General features: G+C 57.9%; 22 protein-coding genes. 12 read left to right on the top strand and 10 right to left on the bottom strand.

Annotated features, from left to right (window positions below; all coding sequences use genetic code 11):
* Positions 1-11: 11 nt before the first annotated feature.
* Entirely contained in the window at positions 12-227 is a 216-nt protein-coding gene (locus H7846_RS00225) for a hypothetical protein (RefSeq protein WP_186694245.1), read from the top strand.
* Between the two features lie 23 nt (positions 228-250).
* Complete coding sequence (locus tag H7846_RS00220; protein WP_186694243.1) at positions 251-508, top strand: hypothetical protein; 258 nt, start codon at positions 251-253, stop codon at positions 506-508.
* A gap of 6 nt (positions 509-514) precedes the next feature.
* Here H7846_RS00220 and H7846_RS00215 read toward each other — a convergent pair whose 3' ends face one another.
* Entirely contained in the window at positions 515-823 is a 309-nt protein-coding gene (locus H7846_RS00215; protein ID WP_186694241.1) for a helix-turn-helix domain-containing protein, read from the bottom strand.
* An 86-nt stretch (positions 824-909) separates the two neighbouring features.
* On the opposite strand from H7846_RS00215, the gene H7846_RS00210 reads away from it, so the two are divergent.
* The 5 genes from H7846_RS00210 to H7846_RS00190 all read left to right on the top strand — a co-directional run bounded on the left by H7846_RS00210 (position 910) and on the right by H7846_RS00190 (position 4,357).
* Positions 910-1,272, top strand: coding sequence for a VOC family protein (locus H7846_RS00210; RefSeq protein ID WP_186694239.1), 363 nt, complete (start codon positions 910-912; stop codon positions 1,270-1,272).
* Between the two features lie 59 nt (positions 1,273-1,331).
* Complete coding sequence (purE, locus tag H7846_RS00205; protein ID WP_186694237.1) at positions 1,332-1,844, top strand: 5-(carboxyamino)imidazole ribonucleotide mutase; 513 nt, start codon at positions 1,332-1,334, stop codon at positions 1,842-1,844.
* Positions 1,841-3,031, top strand: coding sequence for a 5-(carboxyamino)imidazole ribonucleotide synthase (purK, locus tag H7846_RS00200; protein ID WP_186694235.1), 1,191 nt, complete (start codon positions 1,841-1,843; stop codon positions 3,029-3,031). Before purE ends, purK begins: the two co-directional genes overlap by 4 nt.
* A gap of 255 nt (positions 3,032-3,286) precedes the next feature.
* Positions 3,287-3,499: a hypothetical protein gene (locus H7846_RS00195; RefSeq protein ID WP_186694233.1), complete on the top strand. Its 213-nt coding sequence runs from the start codon at positions 3,287-3,289 to the stop codon at positions 3,497-3,499.
* A gap of 9 nt (positions 3,500-3,508) precedes the next feature.
* Positions 3,509-4,357, top strand: a complete 849-nt coding sequence (locus tag H7846_RS00190; RefSeq protein WP_186694231.1) for a hypothetical protein — start codon at positions 3,509-3,511, stop codon at positions 4,355-4,357.
* 13 nt (positions 4,358-4,370) lie between these two features.
* On the opposite strand, the gene H7846_RS00185 is transcribed toward H7846_RS00190, so the two are convergent.
* Both H7846_RS00185 and hemL read right to left on the bottom strand, forming a co-directional pair.
* The gene (locus tag H7846_RS00185; protein ID WP_186694229.1) at positions 4,371-5,270 is read right to left on the bottom strand and encodes a creatininase family protein; all 900 of its coding nucleotides are present in this window, start codon (positions 5,268-5,270) and stop codon (positions 4,371-4,373) included.
* A 125-nt stretch (positions 5,271-5,395) separates the two neighbouring features.
* Positions 5,396-6,688: a glutamate-1-semialdehyde 2,1-aminomutase gene (gene hemL, locus H7846_RS00180; protein WP_186694228.1), complete on the bottom strand. Its 1,293-nt coding sequence runs from the start codon at positions 6,686-6,688 to the stop codon at positions 5,396-5,398.
* Positions 6,689-6,764: 76 nt separating this feature from the next.
* Here hemL and H7846_RS00175 point away from each other — a divergent pair, with 76 nt between their 5' ends.
* The 3 genes from H7846_RS00175 (at position 6,765) to purN (ending at position 9,097) form a co-directional block, all read left to right on the top strand.
* Complete coding sequence (locus H7846_RS00175; protein WP_186694226.1) at positions 6,765-7,196, top strand: thiol-disulfide oxidoreductase DCC family protein; 432 nt, start codon at positions 6,765-6,767, stop codon at positions 7,194-7,196.
* A 237-nt stretch (positions 7,197-7,433) separates the two neighbouring features.
* Positions 7,434-8,456: a phosphoribosylformylglycinamidine cyclo-ligase gene (gene purM / locus H7846_RS00170; RefSeq protein ID WP_255461014.1), complete on the top strand. Its 1,023-nt coding sequence runs from the start codon at positions 7,434-7,436 to the stop codon at positions 8,454-8,456.
* A gap of 26 nt (positions 8,457-8,482) precedes the next feature.
* Complete coding sequence (purN, locus tag H7846_RS00165) at positions 8,483-9,097, top strand: phosphoribosylglycinamide formyltransferase (protein WP_186694222.1); 615 nt, start codon at positions 8,483-8,485, stop codon at positions 9,095-9,097.
* Positions 9,098-9,102: 5 nt separating this feature from the next.
* On the opposite strand, the gene H7846_RS00160 is transcribed toward purN, so the two are convergent.
* From H7846_RS00160 to H7846_RS00150, 3 genes are all read right to left on the bottom strand, one after another.
* On the bottom strand, positions 9,103-10,320 hold the full coding sequence (locus H7846_RS00160; RefSeq protein ID WP_186694220.1) for a S1C family serine protease: 1,218 nt from the start codon (positions 10,318-10,320) through the stop codon (positions 9,103-9,105).
* A 153-nt stretch (positions 10,321-10,473) separates the two neighbouring features.
* Positions 10,474-11,148 (bottom strand): dephospho-CoA kinase, encoded by a 675-nt coding sequence (gene coaE / locus H7846_RS00155; protein ID WP_186694218.1) that lies wholly within the window; start codon positions 11,146-11,148, stop codon positions 10,474-10,476.
* Between the two features lie 5 nt (positions 11,149-11,153).
* Positions 11,154-12,092, bottom strand: coding sequence for a bifunctional 5,10-methylenetetrahydrofolate dehydrogenase/5,10-methenyltetrahydrofolate cyclohydrolase (locus tag H7846_RS00150; RefSeq protein ID WP_186694216.1), 939 nt, complete (start codon positions 12,090-12,092; stop codon positions 11,154-11,156).
* 176 nt (positions 12,093-12,268) lie between these two features.
* On the opposite strand from H7846_RS00150, the gene H7846_RS00145 reads away from it, so the two are divergent.
* Positions 12,269-12,520: a hypothetical protein gene (locus tag H7846_RS00145; RefSeq protein WP_186694214.1), complete on the top strand. Its 252-nt coding sequence runs from the start codon at positions 12,269-12,271 to the stop codon at positions 12,518-12,520.
* 50 nt (positions 12,521-12,570) lie between these two features.
* The gene (gene ppc, locus H7846_RS00140) at positions 12,571-15,426 is read left to right on the top strand and encodes a phosphoenolpyruvate carboxylase (RefSeq protein WP_186694212.1); all 2,856 of its coding nucleotides are present in this window, start codon (positions 12,571-12,573) and stop codon (positions 15,424-15,426) included.
* Between the two features lie 10 nt (positions 15,427-15,436).
* On the opposite strand, the gene H7846_RS00135 is transcribed toward ppc, so the two are convergent.
* The 4 genes from H7846_RS00135 to H7846_RS00120 form a co-directional block, all read right to left on the bottom strand.
* The gene (locus H7846_RS00135) at positions 15,437-16,102 is read right to left on the bottom strand and encodes a DUF2306 domain-containing protein (protein ID WP_186694210.1); all 666 of its coding nucleotides are present in this window, start codon (positions 16,100-16,102) and stop codon (positions 15,437-15,439) included.
* A 141-nt stretch (positions 16,103-16,243) separates the two neighbouring features.
* Complete coding sequence (locus H7846_RS00130) at positions 16,244-16,987, bottom strand: hypothetical protein (protein WP_186694208.1); 744 nt, start codon at positions 16,985-16,987, stop codon at positions 16,244-16,246.
* Between the two features lie 404 nt (positions 16,988-17,391).
* Positions 17,392-18,276 (bottom strand): hypothetical protein, encoded by an 885-nt coding sequence (locus H7846_RS00125; RefSeq protein WP_186694206.1) that lies wholly within the window; start codon positions 18,274-18,276, stop codon positions 17,392-17,394.
* Between the two features lie 1,271 nt (positions 18,277-19,547).
* On the bottom strand, positions 19,548-23,057 hold the full coding sequence (locus H7846_RS00120) for a TonB-dependent receptor (RefSeq protein ID WP_186694204.1): 3,510 nt from the start codon (positions 23,055-23,057) through the stop codon (positions 19,548-19,550).
* Positions 23,058-23,201 lie beyond the last annotated feature (144 nt).

Raw genomic sequence — 23,201 nt, 5'->3', positions numbered from 1 at the left:
AGAGGTGTGCGATGACGGAGTTTGAAGGAAAGGTGCTGGCCGATCTGCGTGTGTTGAAGAGTCAGATGGACCAACTGATGGGGATTGGCCAGCCAGGCCGCTTGACGCAGCTGGAGGAGCGCGTCGAACGGCATGAGCGTAGCGTGCAGCGCTTGAAGGGATTTACGACGGCGATTGGGGCGCTGGTGACGCTGATACATGTGGCAATCAACTATCTGCGGCGATAACCAAACAAAACTGGAGAATGACGATGGATTTCATGAAGGTCTTTCTGCGCGCGCTGGCATTTCTTCCGGGCGCGCTTCACGGTGCCGAGGCCCTCTTTGGGGAGGGCAGCGGCGAGCAAAAGAAGAAGGCGGCCATTGAGGTCGTTGGAGCTGCTATCAACATTACGGACGCAATTGCAACAAAGCAGATCGCCGATGCTGACCGCTTTACGGCAGGGCTCAGCGGCATCATTGATGGCGTGGTGGAATGTCTGAACGCGAGTGTATGGGCGAAGCCGTGAGGTTGCCTATCGACTGCGCCGCTTTAACCAGTGGCGCATCAGCGTATAACGAGGCACGGCGGTGCGGTTGGATTTAGTAATGGAGATCAGTTTGCGGCGTTTCAACAACTGGAGCGATCGCTGCACCGCCGTCTTCGACAATCCGGTGGATTCGACAAACTGCTGCAGGCTGATCGCAACGCTTCGCTGCTCGGAGCGGTAAAGCCTTGTCCAGAGGATGACGTAGACGAGAAAGGCCGCTGGGGAGTGATCGTGTCCAGTAAGGTCTGGCAACAGAACATCAAGCACGTAGTCATCGATGGCAACATGGTGCATAAAAACTATAGTAATAAATTTTATAGATACCTTGCCAGAGAAGATCCCTCCTGCCGACAATGTTGTAGTTGTCATAGGAGGGGTCGATGATTCGAGGAGTTAAGTTCGTTAGCATTCCTGTCCTGGACCAGGACCGTGCGCTCGCGTTCTATACCGAAAAGCTTGGCTTTCGGCTGGTAACGGACCAGCCCTTCAGCGAGGAGCAGCGCTGGATCGAGCTTGGAATCCCCGGAGCGGATACGCGAGTAGTGCTCTTCCGTTTTGGAGAAGAGATCAAACCCGGTGGCCAGATGAACATGACCTTCTGGACCGACAATGTAGAGGCGACGGTTGGCGAGATGAAGCGAAAAGGTGTGACCATCCTGAAGGGGCCTGCAAAGGCCGGCTGGGGAACTTCGGCGGTCTTCGCCGATCCGGATGGCAACCAGTTTCTGGTGGGCACGAAGTAAGTGGACTGGAGGCTCTTTGGGCTGGCAGGAAGCATCCGCAAAACCCGTATAATCAGCGCATGGATGCCTCACCGCTGGTTGGAGTCATTATGGGAAGCCGCAACGATTATGCGGTGATGCGCGGCGCTGTCGAGATGCTTCGCGAGTTCGGCGTGCCGCATGAGGTTCGTGTGGTTTCGGCGCATCGCACGCCTGATCTTCTCTTCGAATATGCCCAGACAGCCGCGGATCGTGGCTTGCGTGTCATCATCGCTGGAGCAGGCGGAGCGGCGCATCTGCCGGGCATGGTTGCGGCGAAGACCGTGGTGCCGGTGCTCGGTGTGCCGATCCCGGCGACCGCCCTGCAAGGGATGGATTCGCTGCTAAGCATCGTGCAGATGCCGAAGGGTGTGCCTGTGGGCACGCTGGCCATCGGTGCTCCAGGAGCGGCTAATGCAGGCTTGTTGGCGACACAGATTCTTGCGACGACCGATGCCGCTCTGCAAAAGAAGCTGGCGGCGTGGCGTGCGGCGCGACGCGATGAGGTGCTGGCTCAGGGGATCGACGAAGAGCAAGGGGCAGCCAAGGCGTGAGCGCGGATTCTAAAACAGTCAAAGCAGCGAAGCCGATTCTTCCCGGCGCAACCATTGGCATCTTCGGTGGTGGCCAACTCGGCCGCATGACCGCAATGGCGGCGCGCGCGATGGGATATCGCATTCAGGTGCTCGATCCAGATCCGGCGTGCGCGGCGCGTTTTGTCGTCGACGGATGCATCGAGGCCAGTTGGGACGATGCGCGCGAGGCGGCAAATCTGGCGCGTGGATGCGACGTTGTGACTCTGGAGATCGAGCAGATCTCGCTGGCCAGCATGGATGCTGCGGCAAACTTCGCTCCAGTGCGGCCAGGGCGTGCCGTGCTTGCTGTGATTCAGAATCGCGTCGAGCAGAAAGACTGGCTGCGGAAGCACGGTTTTCCTGTAGGCGACTATCGCGCGGTTCGCTCGATAGTCGAACTGCGCGAGGCGATTCTGGCGCTGGGCGGACGATGTTTCTGCAAGAGCGCGACCGGAGGTTATGACGGACGCGGTCAGGGCAAGGTCGGTTTCCGTGCTGGCGCGGACCCGGAGCAGGAGCTGCGCGGTGCCTGGGAAGCGCTTGGCGAGTGCGAGGGAATCATCGAGAAGGCAATCGAGCTGGAGCGCGAGATCTCGGTGCTGGTGGCCCGTTCGCCTTCGGGTGAGGTGAAGGTCTATCCGGCGGCGTGGAACCACCACGAGAACCAGATTCTGGCCTGGAGCGTGATGCCTGCTCCGCTGACGGATGCGATGGCCGCAGAGGCGCGGCAGCTTGCGGAGAGCATCGCCGACACCTTTGCCCTCGAAGGAATTCTTGCGGTGGAGATGTTTGTCACCAAGGACGGCAAGGTGTTGGTGAACGAACTGGCTCCCCGGCCGCACAACAGCTATCACGCGAGTGAACGCGCCTGCGTGACCAGCCAGTTTGAACAACTGGTGCGTGCGGTGTGCGATCTTCCGCTGGGCGCGGTCGAGATCGTGCAGCCGTGCGCGATTGCGAATCTACTGGGAGATGTGTGGCTCAACGAAGATGGCTCCCCGAAGGAGCCAAGGTTTGACCGTGTGCTTGCGGTTCCGGGGGTAAGGCTGCATCTCTACGAGAAGCACCGTCCGCGTAAGGGGCGCAAGATGGGGCATCTTTCTGCGGTCGGAGCGACAGCAGATGAGGCTGTGGCGGCGGTGTTGAAGGCCCAGGAACTGCTATAGATACCTGTGAGACTACAGTCGTTATCGTCGGAGCACTTCTAGCCACATTTATATTCGCCCCGTGGCAGGAGAGCTTATCTCCTGTACGTTGTGTTTTGGGTGCTGTTGTTGGTTGTTCTGATTCTGACGTGGAGATTGATCGTTAGCTTCTGAACTGCTCTTCCGAAGTTCGACACGCAGATTTCCACATCCCGTGGTATCTTCATCTTGAGATGCACTGATTTTCGTGCAGTGCGTTTGAGGGCGTTTTTCGATATGAGCAGCTCTGAGCTTGAGTACGTGCTTTCGCTGCGGGATGCCAATGTTGGCACCAGCCAGAAGCGGCTGCGCGCCGAGATCATCGAATTTATTCAGCGGCATGAGGACGCGGTGCTGGCACAGCTCCGTGCGCACGAGTCGGCCGTGATTCCAACCTCGTTCGGCGAGATTACGCTGAACCTCGCCGACCTTCACGAAGCTGTCGCCTAGGAGACCACGTTGCTGGCGCTACTCGTCAGCTTCCTCATCGCTGTTTATCTGCTTGGCCCCAACCTGATCGCACGCTGGGCCGCCGATCTTGTTGTCTTTCGCAAGACGAGGTCGCAGAGCCATGCCGAAGAAGTCGCCCGCTCTATCCTTGCGGCGGCGATTCCACTGTTGCTTGCGATTGCATGGGCACGATGGACGGGAGCGTTATGGGCGCGCGGCACGCAGGCCGATGTGGAGATCGTCTTCTCCGCGCTGCAAAGCGACAACTTCTTTCAGACGCATCACGCCCAGTTCTTCACGAGCCTCTACGCTTTTTTCTGGATGAACTACGCCATCCTATGGCGGCTCTACTTCCTTGTGATGATTGCCTGCCTGGTTCGCATCCTCGTGGTGCTGAACTACAACCGCATCTGGCGGCACCTGGACAAACGATGGATGCGCACGCTGCTGGCAACCATCGTGCCACGCATCTCGGAGTGGGACCTGCTGTTCAGCGACATGCTGCTGCCTGAGGGAAGCTTTCGCATCATGGCCGATGTGCTGACGAAGACTGGCGGGCTCTATCAGGGAGCAATTCAGGATCGCATGCTGAACGCAGACGGCTCCCTGCAGAGCATCACGCTGGCCAATCCGCGACGATTTGAGCGTGCAGAGTTTCGTAAGGCCAAGGCCGAAGACCTTGCGACGACTGCCGAGGAGTATTGGTTCAATGTTCCCGGCAATCTGTTTATCGTGATGGCGTCGGACATTGCAAACCTGAACCTGCGCTATATCCGAAGAAAGCCGCTCTCCTTCCAGCCTTCCGTAGAGGAGCGCGAGGTGTTGAGCCGTCTGCTTGAACGGCTGAAGGAAAAGTAATCCTGAAGGAGACTTACTGTGGCGTATCGAGCGGGTGCTGCGCCTTTTCGAAGAACTCCTTCTGGAGCCGGAGGCTGTCGTTGTCGGCTTTGATGGCAGCCAAAGCTTTGGCGACCGAATCGACCCACCATTTCATCTGGTACTCGCCCAGTTCGTGGGTGGCGGCGGTTCCATCGCCTGCGTAGTGATCGGGGAAGCGGCCGTACCACCAGATGCCGGTGTAGACACCCTCGGGAAGGTTCAGATGATGTTGGTCGGCGCCGGATTCGTTGGCAGCGCGATCAGGGTGCACGAGGTCAGGGCGGATGATCATCAGCTTGGAGGTCTCGCTCTCGCCTGCGTGCTGGTCGTTGGTGGTCTTCTTCTTCGGGCCACCGGAAGCAGGAACGCGCTGGTCGAAGATGTAGACGACGTAGTCATGCGGTTTATCCAGCTGTGTCTGGGCGAAGTAAGGCAGAAGGTGGTTGTTGCCACCGTGGCCGTTGACGATCAGGATCTTTTTACAGCCGTTGCGTCCCATCTCGTCGGTTGTGGCCTGCAACAGTGCAAGCTGTAGTTCACGTGGATAGGAGACGGTGCCGGGCTCGTGACGCGCCTCGGCGATCTGGCCGAAGTAATATTCGGGAAAGACGACGGCGTATTGCTGTTCGGCTGCGTGCAGCGCGGTATAGCGCGAGGTGAGGAGATCGGAGCCGATCGGCAGGTGCGGCCCGTGCTTTTCAAGGATGCCAATCGGGAGAATGCAAGTTCTTTGCGCCTGCTGGATGGCTTTGATGAAGTCAGGGCCGGTGAGCTCTTCCCAATGGACGGAGAGCTTCGTCTGTGGCGCAGACTGTGCCGATACAGCAGGAGAGATGGTTAGAAAAGCGCCGAAGAGAAACGGGAGAAAAGCAGCTGCGCGGAGGAATTTCATGCTCCTGGAGGCCATAGGAAGAGTGGATTGCACTCCTTTCGATGGCCGGATTCTAGCACTCAGGTACAGCAGGCTTTTAGGTAGATCGACCTATGGGCCGGTTTTCCATCCATCCAACCGCCTGACTATGCGCTCAACGCTGTGTGTGCGGCATTCAGGGTGAAGGCGACGTCTTCCGCCGTGTGCGCGGTGGAGACGAAGGCAGCTTCGAACTGGCTGGGCGGCAGCCAGACTCCCTGATCGAGCATGGCGCGATGGAAGCGTCCGAAGGCAGCGGTATCTGAGGTGCTGGCGGAGGCGAAGTCCGTAACGGGCTGCGAGGTAAAGAACCAGGTGAACATCGAGCCGACGCGGTTGGTGGTCAGTGGGATATTGCGCTCACGAGCGATAGCGGCGACTCCTTCGGCAATCTGGGCGGTGGCGCGCTCAAGTTGCGGATAGATCGTCTGCTCGTTGACGATCAGGTGGTTGAGCATGGCGATTCCTGCTGCCATGGCGAGAGGATTTCCGCTGAGAGTTCCGGCCTGGTAGACGGGGCCGAGTGGGGCGAGGCAGTTCATCACATCGGCACGTCCGCCGAAGGCTCCGCAGGGCAGACCGCCGCCGATGATCTTGCCCAGGGTGGTGAGGTCGGGCTGGACGTTGTAGAGGCGTTGGGCTCCGCCAAGCGTGACACGGAAGCCGGTCATCACTTCGTCGATGATCAACAGGGAGCCGTGCTCACGGGTGATCTCGCGCAGACCTTCAAGATAGCCAGGCGCGGGGGGAATGGTTCCGGCATTGCCGACGACAGGCTCGAGGATGATGCAGGCGATCTGGTCAGGATGAGCCGCAAAAGCTGCGCGAACGGCCTCGAGATCGTTGAAAGGCAGGGCCAAGGTGTACATCACGGTTTCGGGAGGTACACCGGCGGAGCCGGGGATTCCGAGGGTAGCGACTCCGCTGCCGGCTTTGACGAGGAGGCAGTCGGAGTGGCCGTGATAGCAACCTTCGAACTTGATGATGAAGTTGCGACCGGTGAATCCGCGGGCCAGACGGATGGCGGTCATGCAGGCCTCGGTGCCGGAGGAGACGAAGCGCAGCTTTTCGACTGAAGGGAAGCACTGCTGGACGAGTGCGGCGAGTTCAGCCTCGGCGGCGGTGGAGGCCCCAAAACTGGCGCTGCGGCCTGCTGCCTCGCGAATGGCCTCGACGACGGGCGGGAAGGCGTGGCCGAGGATCATGGGCCCCCAGGAGCCAAAGAAGTCAAGATAACGGTTGCCGTCCTCGTCGTAGAGCCACGCGCCTTCGGCATGAGTGAGGAAAGGGGGCTCGCCACCGACGGAGCGGAAGGCGCGCACGGGGGAGTTCACTCCGCCAGGGAAGATGGCTTCGGCTTTTTGCTGCAAAAGATGGGAGCGGCTGTGCGAGAGAGACATCGTATTAAGTATAAGTTGCCGGTTGGCGGTTACAGCTTGAGAAGCTTGCCCGACAATCTGCAACTAGGATGAGATTGTGACGGAGATAGAGCGGACGAGGATTGCAGGGCGGCCTGTCCTGCTGTACGACGGCGTATGCGCGCTCTGTAATGGGATCGTGCAGCTCGTCTTGCGCTTCGATCGGGAGGGGATGTTTCGGTTTGCGCCGCTTCAGAGTGTTGTTGCCCAGGAACTTGCAGGCGGCAGAGCCACTGGCGATGGGGTCGTACTGATAACCGATACTCTGACTCCCAAGCAGAAGATTTACGGCAGGTCGGATGCTGTCGCAGAGACTTTGCTGCTTTTGGGGTGGAAAGTACTCGGGCGAACCCTGAAGGCCATTCCTCATGCCCTGCGCGAGGTAGGTTACGGCGTTGTAGCCAGGGTAAGGTACCGGTTGTTCGGAAAATACGAGATCTGTCCTGTTCCGCAGCCCGAGGTGAGAGCTAGATTTGTGACGTTCGATTGAGGATTCTGAGGCCGATTTCCCTGGATTGAGCGATATTAAGGGCGTTTCAACGCTGCTTCGCCTCCTCCTGCTAGACTGGAATCTCTGCTTTTCTGCATAAATTTCCCCCTGGAGAGTACTTTGCCGGAGAACTTCCCCACGACCGACGCGACCACCCCAGACAGCAAAACGCGAAAGCCGGAGGAGGCGAAGCAGCGTGGCGCGACCGCGCAAAAAGGAGCTGCCTCGAAGAAGTCGATCAGCTACGCGGACGCAGGCGTGGACATCTCCGCGGCAGACAAGTCGAAGCACCGCATCAAGATGCTGGCGCGGAAGACCTTCAACAAGCAGGTGCTGAGCGAGATCGGCGGCTTTGGTGGCCTGTTTGCACTCGATCTTGAGAAATATCCCAACCCGGTGCTTGTATCTTCGGCTGATGGTGTAGGAACCAAGCTGAAGGTGGCTTTCGAGCTGGGGATTCACCACACCGTAGGCCAGGACCTGGTGAACCATTGCGTGAACGATATCGCGGTGCAGGGCGCGACTCCGCTGTTTTTCCTCGATTATCTGGCGACGGGCAAACTCGAGAACTCCGTTGTGGAAACAGTGGTGCAGGGCATCTCGGATGCTTGCCGCGCGAATGGGTGCGCCCTGATCGGTGGCGAAACAGCTCAGATGCCGGGTTTCTATGGCGATGGTGAGTATGACCTGGCAGGCACGATTATCGGCGCAGTGAGCCGCGACAAGATCATTACAGGCGACGGAATTCAGATCGGCGATATCTTGTTGGGTTTGCCGTCCAATGGCCTGCATACGAACGGTTATTCGCTGGCGCGGAAGCTGCTGTTTGAAGAAGCGAAGTATGGCCCCGAACAGTATGTGAACGAGCTGAAGGATAAGACCGGCGCTGCGCTGATGAAGGTGCACCGTAGCTATCTGGCGATCATCAAGAAGCTGGTGGCAGGCGAGGTCGTCAGCGGAATGGCGCACATCACCGGTGGCGGTATTACCGAGAACCTTCCGCGAATCTTCCCCAAGGGGATTGGAGCGCAGATCGACCTGGCGTCCTGGCAGGTTCCGCCGCTATTTGAGCATCTACAGAAGCTGGGGAACGTGGACCAGGATGAGATGCTGCGGACCTTCAATATGGGAATCGGGCTGATTGTCGTGGTTCCGGCCGAAAAGGTGAAGAAGGCCAAGGCGATCCTCAATCGCGCCAACGAGCGGTTCCACATTATCGGCAGAACGGTTCGCGGCGAACGAAAGGTCAGCTATAACTGATCTTCTTCGCCGAAAGGAAATCGACAGTGCACAAGCTAGGAATTCTTCTTTCGGGGCGCGGCTCCAACTTTCTTGCCATTCATCGGGCAATTGAGGACGGGCGTATTCGCGACGCGGAGATTGCGGTCGTGATTTCCAATAAGCCCGATGCCGCAGGTCTGGAGGCAGCACATTCGCTGGGGCTGAATGCGCTGGCGATTCCGCAGGAGGGCAAAGGACAAGCTGCACGCGAGGCTCACGATACGAAGATGATTGCCGCGCTCACCGACTACGGCGTTGATTTGGTCTGTCTGGCCGGATACATGCGGATCATTACGCCTGCCTTTGTGGAGGCTTTTCCGAACCGCATCCTCAACGTGCATCCCTCATTGCTTCCAGCATTCCCTGGGCTCGATGCGCAGCACCAGGCTTTCGAGTATGGAGCCAAAGTGGCCGGATGTACGGTGCACTTTGTCGATGAGGCTGTCGATCACGGCGTCATCATCCTGCAGAAGACAGTTCCTGTACTCGATGAAGATACGGCAGAGACGCTCTCGGCACGCATCCTCGAGCAGGAGCATCTTGCCTATCCCGAAGCGCTCTCGCGAGTGCTCAGCGGAAAATACCATATCGTGGATCGCCGATATCTGCCGAAGTCGTAGTCCCTCTACGCGCTTTGGCCGCCTCGGCCCTGCTGATCGCGAGCATCACCGAGCACGACCTTGACATCCATGCGTTTGCGACCGCGATAGATGGTGATCGTCACTGTATCGCCTGCACGATGCGAGTTCATCGCCGCGGAAAGGTCCTGTGGGCTGGTGATATCTTGTCCATCCATACCGACGATCAGGTCTCCGCCCAGCATGACAGGAATATTGCCCTGGTATGCGCGCTGGGTTCCGCCACGCAGGCCGGCTTTGTCGGCTGCACCTCCGGGGAGAACGCGCTCGATCAGAACGCCGTAATCGGCAGGCAGGCCGATCTGCTCGGCGATATCCGGTCCGATGGGCAGCGTAACGATATCGAGCGATGGACGGCGAATGTAGCCATACTTCGCGTAGTCATCGAGGATGGCCCGTGCCGTGTTGATCGGGATGGCAAAGCCAATACCGGAACTCTGCTCTGCTCCGTTGCTGGCGATCATCGTGGTGATTCCGATGACCTCGCCATGCGAGTTCAGCAGCGGTCCACCGGAGTTTCCGGGATTGACGGCAGCATCGGTCTGGATGGCATCTTCAATCGGGTTTCCCTGTGGTCCACGGACGGAACGAATCGCCGAGATGATACCGCGCGTCATGGTTCCATTCAGGCCGAAGGGATTGCCGATTGCGTAAACCTTCTGTCCCACCATCAGGCCTCGCGAGTCGGAGAGCGTAACCGGAGTCAGGTCGGGCGCGTCGATCTTGATCAGGGCCAGGTCGTGGTTTTTGTCCGCTGCAAGCACACGAGCCTTGTACTTGTGCTTGTTCGAAAGCATCACCTCAAGCCGCTGCGGATTGCCTCCGATGACGTGATTATTGGTCAGAATCATGCCATCTTTGGTGAGAATGAATCCCGAGCCTTGGCCCTGCTGCGGAACCGGACCGTAAAAGAAGTCGAAAGCAACCTCGGTTGAGGTGATATTCACAACCGAAGGCAGGACCTTCTTGTAGACAGCGATGTTCTGCTGCTCTTCCGAGTCAAAGGCCGGAGCGGCAGAAGCCACCGTCAGCTCAAACTTCCCCACGGGGCCACTGATCGCGGCGGTATTGGTATTGGTTGCGCCTGTGAAAGCAGGAGCGCGCTGAAGCCAGGGGAAGAGCTTTCCGGTGGACGATGAATGGGTCGTCACATAATAAAAACCGGAGAGAAGAAGCAGTACAAGAAGAACGGGACGAAATTTCATCGTAGAATTTCTGGACATTCCCATAGGACCTTCAATCGATTGTATCGAGTCAGGCGCCGAAAAGGGCAGAGATCCCGAGCGCACATTCCTCGTTTGACCGATCAACTTATTGAGCTAAAGGGAGTAAGGGTTCGAGAGAAGATCAAATAGTCATTAGGTATTGACCGACGCAAACTGGAGCACAGGCCATAGCTCATCGACTTGTTCTTCCAGCTCGGCGATTGAGCCATCGTTCACGAGCACAAAGTCGCAGAGCTCTGCCTTGCGAGCGTCGGGAATCTGCTGGCTAAGACGGCTGCGGGCGTCGGCAGTGAGTTCGGCGCGACGTTCTGGAGTGAGCGGAGCCCCTGCGGCCATGCGTTGCAGGTAACGCTCGATCTTGACCTCTTCCGCGGCTGCCACAAGGATGATGCAATCGAAGCGGCTGCGCCAGGGCGCGGATTCTCCGTCTTTCACCTCTGTATGGCGAGTCTCAAAGATGAGTGCGGACTCAACAACGACGATGGCCCTGGGATCGCTGGCGAAGATCTCCTGGGCAAGCTCTGCCTGACGGGCGATCACTGCCGGATGGACAATAGCGTTCAGCTCCTCGACACGGCCTTCTGTAAAGGCGATGCGAGCCAGGGCGGCTCGATCAAGCTGCCGGTCTTCACGCAGCACCGCAGGGCCGAAGTGCTCCACGATGGCTGCGTAAACGGCTTCGTCGGGCTGCATCATCTCGCGGCCGATGGCGTCGGCCTCAAGAATGTAGGCTCCATATTGCGCAAAGAGACGTGCTGCGGTGGATTTTCCGCTGCCAAGCCCGCCGGTGAGGCCAACGCGCAACATGGGATTTAGCGCGACTCCGTGGGGATGCCGCGGCGAAGTTTGGCTGCTTTGACAGTGTTGTGCATGAGCATCGCAATGGTCAGGGCTCCGACGCCTCCTGGAACGGGCGTGTATGCTCCCGAGATTGCAAACGCTGCGGGGTCGATATCGCCGACGATTACGGAACCGCGCTTGGCGAAAGTAGCGGTGCGCTCGGCATCGTTGGGAAAAAACCTCTCAACATCTGCTGCATCGGTCAGGCGATTGATTCCCACGTCGATCAACGTGGCTCCGGGTTTAACCATCTCAGGGGTGACATAGCCGGGTCGTCCGATGGCGGCGACCAGGATGTCGGCATTGCGGGTGACCGCGGGAAGATCGCGTGTTTTGCTATGGCAGACCGTCACCGTCGCCGATTCATTCAGCAGCATCAGCGCGGCAGGTTTGCCCACAATGTCCGAACGCCCGACAACAACGGCATTCTGGCCTGCGATGGGGAGCCCTGTGCGGCGAAGGATTTCGATAATGCCTGCCGGTGTGCACGGAGCAAGTCCCGGCTGACCGCTCTGCAGGCGACCTGCATTCACAGGATGGAAGCCATCGACGTCTTTATCGGGCGAGACCGCTTCAAGCAGTCGCTTGGTGTCGACGTGCTTCGGCAGAGGAAGCTGGATGAGGATGCCGTCGATATCGTCGCGGGCGTTAAGCTTCGCAACCAGCTCCAGCATCTCTTCAGTGGTGATGCTCTCCGGCGGGGTCAGCATCTCGCTGTAGATGCCCAATTCGCCGCAGGTCTTTACCTTGCTGCGAACATAGATCTGTGAGGCAGGAACCTCGCCGACGAGAATAACTGCGAGACCGGGACGCACTCCACGTGAGGTAAGGTCAGTGACCTCGTGGGCCACCTCGGCCTTAATCTCGGCGGCGATTGCCACTCCATCCAGTACTTGAGGAAGATTTGCCATATCTCTTCCATGGTATCGCGGCGGAAAATGACAAAGAAATGACACGTCGCCGATCTGCATTGAAACAGGGAACTTTTCTTCCCATTTTCTTCGTATTGTTCTTTAGAACGCAGGCGAATCTTTGGATATTCATCCGCGTCTAATGGAACAGGAGTCGCATTCGTCGAGGAGGGGCGATGACAACAGCAGAATCCATCATCGGAGTAGAGAAGTTTCCGACCGCCGACCTGGCAGGTTTGCGCGAAGAGCTGCTGAACGCCCATCTCGATTCCTGGCAGGCTGCCGATGTCATCATTCAGTACCTGGCAACGCGGGGTTATGGCGTCTCCGGATCGGCCGCCCGCTCCACCGCTTCTCGATTGGAATCCACACGCTACCCGGTCGAGCAGATGCAGCAGGAGTTCGAACGCCTGGCGATGGTGATGTAACTCCGGCACAAACAGGCAGAGAGTCCAGTCCGCAGTGCATAATCAAAGATATGCCGTCGCTCTGGACTCCTTCCAACTGGCCGCAACGCCTCTCTGAAATTCTGGCTACAACCGGTGAGCTAAAAGAAGCTCCCCTGCGTCGAGATGTCCGTTCCCTGGGCATGCTGCTGGGCGAGGTCCTGAAGGAGCAGTCGGGCGAAGAGCTCTACAACGCGGTCGAAGAGCTTCGCCGCACCGCCATTGCGCGGCGCGAGGCCGATGGATCTGGAGAGAATGCCGCGGCCAGCTCTAATTTGCAGCAGGCCCTGGAGCGCGTTCACAGCCACGCCAACGACCTTACGCGCGCTTACCAGCTAGCCCGCGCCTTTAGCTTCTACTTCGAACTCATCAACCTTGCGGAGACGAATCATCGCAAGCGTAGACGGCAGTCGAGTCAGCTGAACGATGCTGCTCCGTTGCGTGGCGACCTGCGCGGAACTCTGCGCAGGCTACGTGAAGCGGGTTTCGATGCGAAACACGCTCTGGAGATGCTGGAGCGCATTGCGATTACTCCGGTCTTTACCGCGCATCCCACCGAGGTGGCTCGGCGCTCGGTGATGTTCAAGCGCAGACGGATCTCAGACCTGCTGGAGCGGTTGGACCGCATCGCTGTTCCTGAGGCGGAGCTGGAGGCGCTGGAGCGCGAGGTGACCGGCGAGATCACAGCATTATGGCAGACCGATGATGTGCGCAGTGCTCGGCCGATGGTGCGCGACGAGATTCGCATGGCGCTCGATTACTACGAGGCCTCACTCTTCGATACGTTGCCTGTGCTCTATACCGAGGTCGCGGCAGCAATCGAGGCGGAATACCCAGAGAAGAAGGCGGCGATTACCGAGCTGCCGCAACTGGTCCACTTCGGCTCATGGATTGGTGGCGATCGTGATGGCAACCCTTTTGTAACGGCGGAGACAACGCGCGAAGCGTTGACCATGGCGCAGGGGTTACTGGTCAACCATTACCGTCGTCGCCTGCAGAACGTTTTTGAGCAACTGGGCAGCTCCACCCAACAGGTGCCAATCTCTCCGGAGCTGCAGACGCTGCTGAACCAATACCTTACGCAGCTTCGCACCGCAGGCCAGACGGCTCTTGAGGAGCGTTTCCACTTCGAATATCTGCGGCTGTTGATCGCCTGCATCATGATGCGGCTGGGTGCGACTCCGCAGAGTTCGGTACCGCTGCCCCCCAATCCTGCACTGGCTCCTTATACGAAGGCTGCCGATCTTTTGGCGGACCTTACAGTACTGCGCAACAGCCTGATGCAGCATCGCGGCAAGCGGCTGGCCGCGATGCTGATCGATCCGTTGCTGATTGAGGTTCGCACCTATGGTCTGCACCTGCAGACGCTGGATATTCGTCAGCATGCACGGGTACACGCGGCGGCCGTCGCAGAGATTGCGGGACGTGTGGAGGCGGGCACTGATTCTTCTGGATTGCGGCTACCAGCGGCCCTTTCACCCCAGACCGCAGAAGTGCTGGAAACCTTCCGCGCCATCGCGGAGCTGAAGCAGAAGTTTCCGCCGGAGGCGATTCGCCAGTATGTGATCAGCGGAGCAACGTGCGCAGAAGATGTGCTAAACGTGCTGTGGCTGGCCAGACTGGGCGGAGTTAAGGTTGAGGCCGACAATGAGGGACTGAACGGAGATCCGGGATTGCAGCCGGTTCCGCTGTTCGAGTCCATCGAAGACCTGGAGAATGCGCCGGGCATCATGCGCAGGTTATGGTCCTGTGAGGCCTTTCAGCCGTTGCTGAAGTCGTGGGGACATCGGCAGGAGATCATGCTGGGTTACTCGGATTCCAACAAAGACGGCGGCATGATCACCAGCACCTGGCAGATATGGAAGGCACATCGCGAGTTGCATCGCGTCGCGGCAGAGTGTGGTGTGACGCTACGCCTCTTCCATGGTCGTGGAGGAACGGTCGGTCGCGGTGGCGGTCCGACGCATCGCGCCATCTTTGCGCAGCCGGTGGACAGTTTCTCAGGAGAACTGCGGTTGACGGAGCAAGGTGAGGTACTGAACTGGAAGTACTCCGACGTGGTGCTGGCCGAACGCAACCTGGAGCTGATGATTGCGGCTTCGCTCGACGCTCTCGCTCGGCCCGATGCGGTCTTGCAGAAGGGGGCGTCGACTCCGCACCTGACCGGAGAGATTACGCCGGAGTGGGAGGCCGCGATGGAGCGGCTGTCCGAGACCTCGTACATGTTCTACCGGCGCCACATCATCGACAATCCCGAGACCTTCACCTACTTCGAGCAGGCAACTCCGGTGGCAGAGTTGGAGAATGCGCGCATCGGCTCGCGACCCACCAAACGTACGGGCAAGCGGACGATGGCGGATCTGCGCGCGATTCCGTGGGTCTTCGGCTGGATGCAATCGCGCCAACTGGTCCCTGCATGGTTTGGTGTTGGCTACGCGCTGGATTCATTCGTGAAAGAGAATCCGAACGGCCTGGAGCAGTTGCAATCGATGACGCGGAACTTCCCACTGTTTGTCGACATCATTCGCAATGTGGAAATGGCTCTGGCGAAGTCAGACTTCGGCATCGCGAAGCTCTATGCCTCGCTGGTCGAGGACCAAGGATTGCGTGAGCGCGTCTACACGATGCTTAAAGCGGAGTTCGAGCTGACTCAAAAGATGCTGCTCGCCGTGACGGGACAACAGCGGCTGCTTGAGACGAATCCTGTGCTCGAGCGCTCGATCCGGCTGCGAAATCCTTACGTCGATCCGATGAGCCTCATTCAAGTGGAACTGATCCGCCGGAAGCGCGCTGCTATCGCAAAAGGAGATGCCGAGTCAGCTGAGCTGAACCGGGCGATCTCGGCGACGATCAACGGTATCAGCGCTGGGCTGCGGAATACGGGCTGATCTTTATCTTTCAGGCGGCTGTGTTGAGTTCTACGGGATGCCGCTGCAGATACCACTCGCCTGCGAGATACGTTACGGCGAAGCCGATCCAGAAGGCGATGCCGAAGAACTGTCGCGGCTCGAGGTGTGTGAGTCGTGCGGTCGCGAAGAAGACTCCCATGACGGGCCGCGTCGTTGCTATTCCCAGCAGGACGGCGATGGCTCGCATCATCCATTCGCGATAGCGAGGCTCATGCTTGCGGAAGAGCATCAGTGCTCGGACGAAGGAGAAGAGAAAGATTCCGTCGAAGACGATGATGGCGGAGAGCTCCGTAACGCCTCCGACGGGATGAGCCACCATCGGGATGGCAGTCAATCCTACGATAAAGCCGAGGACGAAGAGCGCCCCGGTGATGCGGCGATGCAACGGTTCGCTGGAACGCACGCGTGCGGAGAACCAGAGCGGCAGCAGGACCACGAAGACGAGCGCAGGAACGATGTGCGCCAGCGTCAGGCCTTTGTGTTCTGCAAAGACACGGTCCAGATTGGCGTACTGACCCGTAAGCGAGGACGCTCCAACGAGAAGTAGGGCGACGATCCGGCGCAAGGCAGCCGCGGCTGCGATGAGGCACAGGATATAGAGGACAGGCCGCGCCCAGGTGGACTGATGGGATTCGCTTGCTGGAACTCTCGACATGGAGACCTTCCTTGAAACAGCGAACGGCTTTTGATGGAGTTAACCTCAAATCCTTCGACTGCGCTTCTCGCGATGGAGCTGCGAGAAGCTTCGCTCAGAATGGCACCTAATTTCACTACGCGAGTTTTTATCGGAGACTGCCTAGAAGCCCTGGTCGGGGCGGAAGGCGGTCGCCTTGTTCTTAACAAAGGTTACGGCGATGGGCTTGCCTAAGTTCGCATAAACGACGAGGCGGTTTCCGTAGTCGTTCGAGAGGCTCTTGGAGACCTGGCCGAGGGCCATCTGTACCTGCCGCTCCGACATTCCCAGGATGACCTGGTGTGAGTCGACGGCTTTCCAGACTTCGGGCCCCCAGTGTTTGTAGAGCTCATGAGGATCGTCGTAGAAGAAAATCTCGTCGATGTAGAAGGTGTATTGTCCGTTTTCGTGATACCCGACGGGGACGCCGTAGACCTGTGTCGGCTTTTCGGAATCGGGCAGAGTGAAGAGCATCAGAACCTGACGGTCGCCACCGGGGATGCGATGCGTTGCCGCTTTCGGAGCAACCTGTTCGGTAAAGTCTTTGACTTCAAGTTTTTGGGCTCCGAGCAGTGTGCCGGAGGTCTTAGCATAGTCGACGCGCTTTCCGGAGACCGGGTAGTAGTCCATCTGTCCGCCGGCGGAGACCCAGAGGGTGGAGCCGTTCAGCTCACGGGCGTTGGCCATGGAGTCCTGACGCTTCTTCTTGAGGAAGACGAGATCATCGTCGGCGATCTTCTCGCGGGCAGGAGCGGCGGCGGGTTTCTCGGGAGCGTTGCGCTCGCGATAGATCATGCCGACGCGCACACCTACAACGATGAAAAATAAGAGGGTTCCACCGATTGCCGCCTTTTTGCCGTTCTCCAAGGTGCCTCCGCAGAGCTGAATTGTGTCGCATCGACCCTAAATGAAGGGACGGAGTGGATTCAACCGAATATGCCTCACCCCTGGTAGATTGTGAGCAAAATATTCAAAACAGGCGACTTATCTCCGGATCGAAACCGTAAAATATTGCAAACAAAGGAGATAGTCGCAAAATATTGAAAATAAAGCAGCTTACGCGAAGTTACCCGAACTTTTCCGCCTATATCTCTATATCTATTGTATCGAGGCGAAGGAGATGAATCTGCAAATGTATGTTGCTGTCGATGAATGACTTATCCGATTTTTAGCTTGACAGAGATTTTTGAGAGGTCAGGGAGCCGCGAAAACAGATTCCTTCGCTTTGCCACGGAATGGCAACAAAGGAAGTAGCGTTTTTTTACTTCGCGTTATTGAGGAGTAGCTTCGGCAGTAGTGGGGAGGATGGTCGAGGTGACGTGAGTTTTCTCGAAGTCGCGATTCTGAGCGTCGATGACGATCTGGCGTGTGAAGAAAAACAGGACGCGTAGTTTGAATTCTCTGCCAAAGCTGACGAGGAACCAGACTCCGTCGGGTTGCGACGCGTAGACGATGGTGAAGCCGAGGCCGGAGATATTTGTGCCGAGCAGGGTGCGGACGACGATGGGAACCTTTCGGGCGAGCGCTGTGCTGACGACAACAGGCTGGAAATCGGTGGCGTCGATCCAGGCATCCCCTTTCCAGGCGTATTCGCTTTTTTCTTTTGGACGGAAGTCGATGTGGAAGACGTCTCGGCCGTTTTTATGTTCGCGTCCAATGAGATGGAAGAGGTATCCAGACTGGTTTTTCGAGGTTAAGGGGAAGAGTCGCGTGGCGAGTCCGTCCTTGGACTTGTCATTGGTGAGATTGCGACGCATGTTCTCGACGAGGTGGCGGTCGATTTGTTCTCCCTTAAACTCGTCGGGATCTTTTTCCGGTGGCTCGTTAGTTTTGTTGAGAAGGGTGTTGTAGGTAACGTACTGGTCCTGGTGAAGGAGGCGTCCATCGAGATGAAGAAGCTGGATGTCGGAACCAGAAGCAGAGGGGGTGACGCGAGAGTCGTTGATCTCTTCACACATCAGGGTGGAGCCTCTGCGGGAGAGGACGCGGGCGTACTGAATGTACACGTAGTGAACGCGCTCGGCTTCGGCCCGGTCCTGGTTGACAGCGACGCGTGCCATGATGGCATCGGCGGTAAGTGCCGGTTCAGCGGAGTGTTGCGCAAGGCAGGGGATCGCAATAGCGGCAAGGCACACAGCGGCGAGATGGCGCGTCATGGCTCGAGATACGAGGGAAGGGGGAGGTTCGTTCCCGCTGGAGTCGAGGAGAAGCCAAATGCGGGGATTCCTCCTCTACGCGCTGCGCGCTTCGGTCGGAATGACACGTTGGAAAAGGACGATCCTGGTAAGGGTTCGCGCTGACGCGCGAATGATCCCACACATGTCGCTATAAGGCTGCTCCATGTATGGGGCACTCGGCATGCCGAACGCCTTGAAATTGAAACGCCTGGGAATTTATTTTCCAGGCGTTTCAAATAGCTCCAATTCTATTGGCCTACAAAGCCGCAATCAGATGATTTAGGTTGCTCGCATCCGCCGCTTATACAAAAGGTGTGCCGGGACTGAGCAATCCTTCGCCTGCCCTTTGGATTCCCGAAATGGGAATAGCTGCCGGGGATCCAGCGCTCGCGATTCGCAATATATCGTGTTCGGGTTCGAAGCCCAATAACACGCTACTGGTATAGGGCTCGCCGGTGTCTGGATGTAGCTGTAGGGGTGGGAAACCATATTCATGCATCCGACGTAATCCCATGTCATATCTTCATACAGACCTATAGTTACAGGATCCTTTTTGCACTCGGAATATGACTGCCCGGTTGAATTACAGTAATTTGTGACATTTACCAGTTCCGAAGCCCAAAGCGATTGACAGTAAATTCCCGCGAATGCATGACGAGCGGGCAACAGTAATAATGCTGTGAAAGCAATCAGAGCAAGTACAGATTTTGAACGCATCGGCATTTCTCCGTTGGAAATCAAGTCTGAATACAACGATCATTGAGATCTGTTGTTTGAGTTAGCTCGCTGGGAGAAAGTGCAGCAGCGGAGGTAAGTATCGTCATTTTCTAGCTTCAGATCAAGATTAAACCAGCCCGCCGCTGAACCGGGCCAATCTCGGAGAAGCTATGTCTTTCGCAGTGGAACGCTCATCAAAGGTCCGGGGCACCCCGATGTATGGGTAGAGAAGCGGATTTCTCCGCTCAGCTACGGACGATAAAGTTGTCCGTTGCTTCGGTCGAAATGACAAGTTCTGGCGATGCGAAAAATAGTGCAGAAACATCGGCGAGGTCAGCAACAGCAAGTCCTTCGACTGCGCCGCTCGCGATGAGACTGCGAGAGGCTTCGCTCAGGATGAAACTTTCTCAATTTGTCGATCCCTTATGGGTATCTTATGTAGATACAACCTAGAACTATATGTCGATGCAATGCAGCAGCAGAAATTCCGCAGCGACGATTATTAGAAACCCGGAAAACGCGTCAGCAGAATCCTAGAAGTTGATCTTGGCGGCGAACTGCATAAGGCGCTGGTTGCCGACGACGCTGGTGACGGTTCCGAAGGATGAGGGTGTGGTGATGGTTGCGTTGGGAGTCGACAGCGTGGGGTGGTTGGCGACATTGAAGGATTCGACGCGGAGGTTGAGCTGCATCTCGCGATAGAGCGGGAAGTTGCGGAAGACCGAAGTGTCGAGGTTCCAGAGCTGTTGTGAGCGGAGCATGTTGCGGCTGGAGTTGCCATAGGTTCCCGAGGCGGGAATGGCAAAGGCTGCCGTGTTGAACCATTTGGCCGCCGAGGCGTTTTCGAGGCCGGGATCGCCGACCAGGTTTGCTCGCTCATAGGTGCTGCCGTTGCCGACGTTGGCGATGTCGCCCGCCGCCGTGACGCTATAGGGCTGACCGGAGCGCGCGGTGAAGATCATGTTGAGCTGCCAGCCGCCGAGGACGAAATCCGCGAAGCGATTGCCGGTGTAGTAACGGCGGCCTTTGCCGAAGGGGAGATCGCCGTTGAGCCCGACGGCGAGCATGTGGGGAATGTCATAGGCGGAGACGCTGCGGCTTCCGCGCAGGTCATAGCGGTTTTGCAGTTGGCTGCCTTCAACGCCGAACCAGCCCGACTGGCCGGAGTCCATGGACTTGCTCCAGGTGTAGGCGACGGTATAGCCGAAGCCGTTGCGGAACTGGCGCAGAAGAGACGCCTGAAGTCCGTTGTAGCTGGAGTTGCCGTTGGAGGTGTCCCAGCGGTTCGGGACGGTATAGGGGAAGGGCTGTCCTGCGGTTCCTGCTGCGCGGCGGGCGGCGAAGGATGTGCCGGGGCCGGGCTGGCCGATGTTGGTGTAGCCACCGATGTCAGTGCGGTGACCTTGCGAACCGACGTAGTTAAGCGAGAAGACGGTGGAATTGTCGAGCTGTTGCTGGATGCCGAGGTTCCACTGCTCGGAGTAGGGGTTCTTGATATTGGGATCGACAAAGTAGTTGACGTTGGTCGCGTCGAAGGGGGTTGGAGCAGGCTGGCTTCCGGAACTGGAACCGAAGGGATTTTGCGCGGAGGTGTAGTTGGTTCCAGGGGTGTTGGTGTTGTCGAGGGCGCGTGTGCCAATGTCGGGCCATGAGCCCTGAGGGTTCTGCGGGAACTGGACGATAGCGGACCAGTTGTCATAGTTGATGCCGAAGCCGGCGCGGAGGGCGAGTTTGGAATTGACGCTGTAGGCGAGACCGAAGCGTGGGCCAACGTTGGTTTTCGTACCTTTGTAGAGTTTGCCGTTGGATGAAACGACAACGTTGGGAGGCAACGCTCCTGTACCGGGAAGGCAGGGGGCATGTCCGCGCACGGAGCAAAGCGGCGGCAGCTTCTGGACGATGTATTGTCCGGTGTTGAAGTCGAAGGTGCCGGTTTCGGGAGAACCCTGCTGGCCTATCGTCGCGTCGGTGCCATATTGCGGGATCACGCCGCGGTCATAACGAACGCCGATGTTCATTGTGAGAGTAGGAGTGACCTTGAAGGAATCCTGAACGAAGGCCGAGGCGATGCCGCCGGGCCGCTCGGTGATGAGCACGTTACGGAAGTTGAAGTTTGAGGGGTAGTTCAGCAGAAAGCTGGCGAGACCGTTGCCGGACTGCGTGGACTGGCCGGAGGCAACGGTCGATCCGGGGTTGCCGGCGAAGTTTCCTGTGCTGGCGCCGTTGAAGGTGACGGAGCCATTGCGCTGATACTGTTCGAAGTTGACCTGGTCCCAGCCTCCACCCCAGGTGATCTGGTGACGACCGAGGGTATGGATGACCTGTCCTTTCCACTCATGAATGCTGGAGAGATTCTTGGCGGGGCTGTTGCTTTCGCCGGCATTGAAGTAGCCGCTGACATTGAGCGAAGGGAAAAGAGAAACGCTGCCGACATAGCTGGAGAAGGATGGGTCGATTCCGAATGTTCCCAGCAGGTCAGAGTTGCCAAAGTCATAGAGGGTTGAGCCCTGCTGACCAACGTGGGTCCTTCCATATTGGACCTGGATGCTGGTCTTTGCATTGAGAACATGAAGCCAACTGACTCCATATTGCTCGGAAGGGATGGCGTTCAGGCTGATCAGATGAGGAAGATTTGCCGGCGAGGTGGTCGTGAGCTTAATGCCACTGTAGCGGAAGAAGATAAAGTCCCTGTCGCCGATGTGCTGGTCGAGGCGTGCGCTGTAGTTGTGGCTGGTCTGTCGCGTTGGCGTGGTGATGACGCCGTTGTACTGTGTGGGCGCAAAGTTGGGGATGGTGACGGGGGCCGAAAAGATCTTATGAATGACGGCGACGGAACGGGGGTCCATTTTGGAGACAGGAATCTGGTTGCCGACGAAGGCAGGACGGTTCGAGGCGGTGTTGGCGATGGTCGGATTGTAGAGCTGGCATTTCGCGGTGCTGGTTGCGGTTTTGTCGGAGCAACCCTGGACACCAGTCGTGCCCGTGCTGAAGTCGCCGAACGCGAGATTCTGCGGACCACCCCAGGTGCTTTCGCCAAGCTGTGCCGCGGTGGGTTGCAGGAAATAGATGCCGTTGCCTTTGCTATAGCGCGTTCCTTCATAGGAGAGGAAGACGAAGGTCTTGTTGTGTCCGTCGTAGAGCCGGGGGATGCTGAGCGGGCCGCCGAAGGTTCCGCCGAACTGATTGAGGTGATAGTTCGAGAGCGCGGAGAAGTAGGGCTGGGCATCGAAGGCGTTGTTGCGGATGTAGTCCCATGCAGAGCCGTGGTAGGCGTTGGTACCGGATTTGGTGGCGACATTGACGACGCCGCCGGTGACCTGGCCGTACTGCGCGTCGTTGTGGGAGTTGACCTTGAACTCCTGGATGGCATCGATCACGGGAGAGACAGCGTAGGAGTTAAACCAGGCGTTATTGTCGTTCATGCCATCGACGAGATAGAGGGTCGACCGATTGGGCTGGCCATTGATGGACGGAAACGAATAGGCGGAGCCTGCCGTAATGGCAGTTGTACTGCTGCTGGCCTGACCAACGGTTACGGGGGTGGCACCTGGGGTAAGAGTAAGCAGCTGAGTAAAGTTGCGGCCATTCAGGGGAAGATCCTGAACCTTCTTCTGTTCCATGACAGTGCCGAGCTGCGAGGTGGAGCTTTCGATCTGAACGCCTTCGGCCTCCACCGTTACGGCGACCTTGACGTCACCAGGCCTGAGGGTTGAGTTCATGGCGATGACCTGATCGACGGCAACGTCGAAGGCGCTGACCTGCTCAGTCTGGAAGGATGGGGCAGAGACCGTCAGGGTGTAGCGGCCGGGGGTGACGCTGGGGAAGGAGTAGTTGCCGCCCTGATTGGCGGTAGTGGTCCTCTCGACGGAGGTGGCGGTATTGCGCAGGATGATGGCGGCGTTCGGAATGGCCGCTCCTGCCTGATCACGGACGGTGCCGTTGACGGCCGCCGAGGAGATCTGCGCATGGGCCGCGGGGAGGGTAAGGAGAAAAAGGATCAGGCTGAATACTGGCGCTCTCAAAATTTGGTGGGTGATTCGCATATGAATTTATTTCTCCGCCTGTGAAAATTTATCGGGAAATCGTCAACCAGAGTAGGGAGAGGCTACCCGTACTGTCAAACAATTTTTTGCTTGCAAGAAACTTGTTTTATTTGTGAACGATAAAGCTGAAAGAGACAGATGTGG

It is taken from the genome of Edaphobacter sp. 4G125 (assembly GCF_014274685.1).
Classification (GTDB): domain Bacteria; phylum Acidobacteriota; class Terriglobia; order Terriglobales; family Acidobacteriaceae; genus Edaphobacter.
Note: the sequence above shows the minus strand (reverse complement) of the source record. Positions and strands in the feature narration are given on the sequence as shown.

Coding starts and splice junctions, on each gene's coding strand:
- H7846_RS00225 (WP_186694245.1), top strand. CDS start 12: ATGACGGAGTTTGAAGGAAAGGTGCTGGCCGATCTGCGTGTGTTGAAG.
- H7846_RS00220 (WP_186694243.1), top strand. CDS start 251: ATGGATTTCATGAAGGTCTTTCTGCGCGCGCTGGCATTTCTTCCGGGC.
- H7846_RS00215 (WP_186694241.1), bottom strand. CDS start 823: ATGCACCATGTTGCCATCGATGACTACGTGCTTGATGTTCTGTTGCCA.
- H7846_RS00210 (WP_186694239.1), top strand. CDS start 910: ATGATTCGAGGAGTTAAGTTCGTTAGCATTCCTGTCCTGGACCAGGAC.
- purE (WP_186694237.1), top strand. CDS start 1,332: ATGGATGCCTCACCGCTGGTTGGAGTCATTATGGGAAGCCGCAACGAT.
- H7846_RS00195 (WP_186694233.1), top strand. CDS start 3,287: ATGAGCAGCTCTGAGCTTGAGTACGTGCTTTCGCTGCGGGATGCCAAT.
- H7846_RS00185 (WP_186694229.1), bottom strand. CDS start 5,270: ATGAAATTCCTCCGCGCAGCTGCTTTTCTCCCGTTTCTCTTCGGCGCT.
- hemL (WP_186694228.1), bottom strand. CDS start 6,688: ATGTCTCTCTCGCACAGCCGCTCCCATCTTTTGCAGCAAAAAGCCGAA.
- H7846_RS00160 (WP_186694220.1), bottom strand. CDS start 10,320: ATGAAATTTCGTCCCGTTCTTCTTGTACTGCTTCTTCTCTCCGGTTTT.
- coaE (WP_186694218.1), bottom strand. CDS start 11,148: ATGTTGCGCGTTGGCCTCACCGGCGGGCTTGGCAGCGGAAAATCCACC.
- H7846_RS00150 (WP_186694216.1), bottom strand. CDS start 12,092: ATGGCAAATCTTCCTCAAGTACTGGATGGAGTGGCAATCGCCGCCGAG.
- H7846_RS00145 (WP_186694214.1), top strand. CDS start 12,269: ATGACAACAGCAGAATCCATCATCGGAGTAGAGAAGTTTCCGACCGCC.
- ppc (WP_186694212.1), top strand. CDS start 12,571: ATGCCGTCGCTCTGGACTCCTTCCAACTGGCCGCAACGCCTCTCTGAA.
- H7846_RS00135 (WP_186694210.1), bottom strand. CDS start 16,102: ATGTCGAGAGTTCCAGCAAGCGAATCCCATCAGTCCACCTGGGCGCGG.
- H7846_RS00125 (WP_186694206.1), bottom strand. CDS start 18,276: ATGACGCGCCATCTCGCCGCTGTGTGCCTTGCCGCTATTGCGATCCCC.
- H7846_RS00120 (WP_186694204.1), bottom strand. CDS start 23,057: ATGCGAATCACCCACCAAATTTTGAGAGCGCCAGTATTCAGCCTGATC.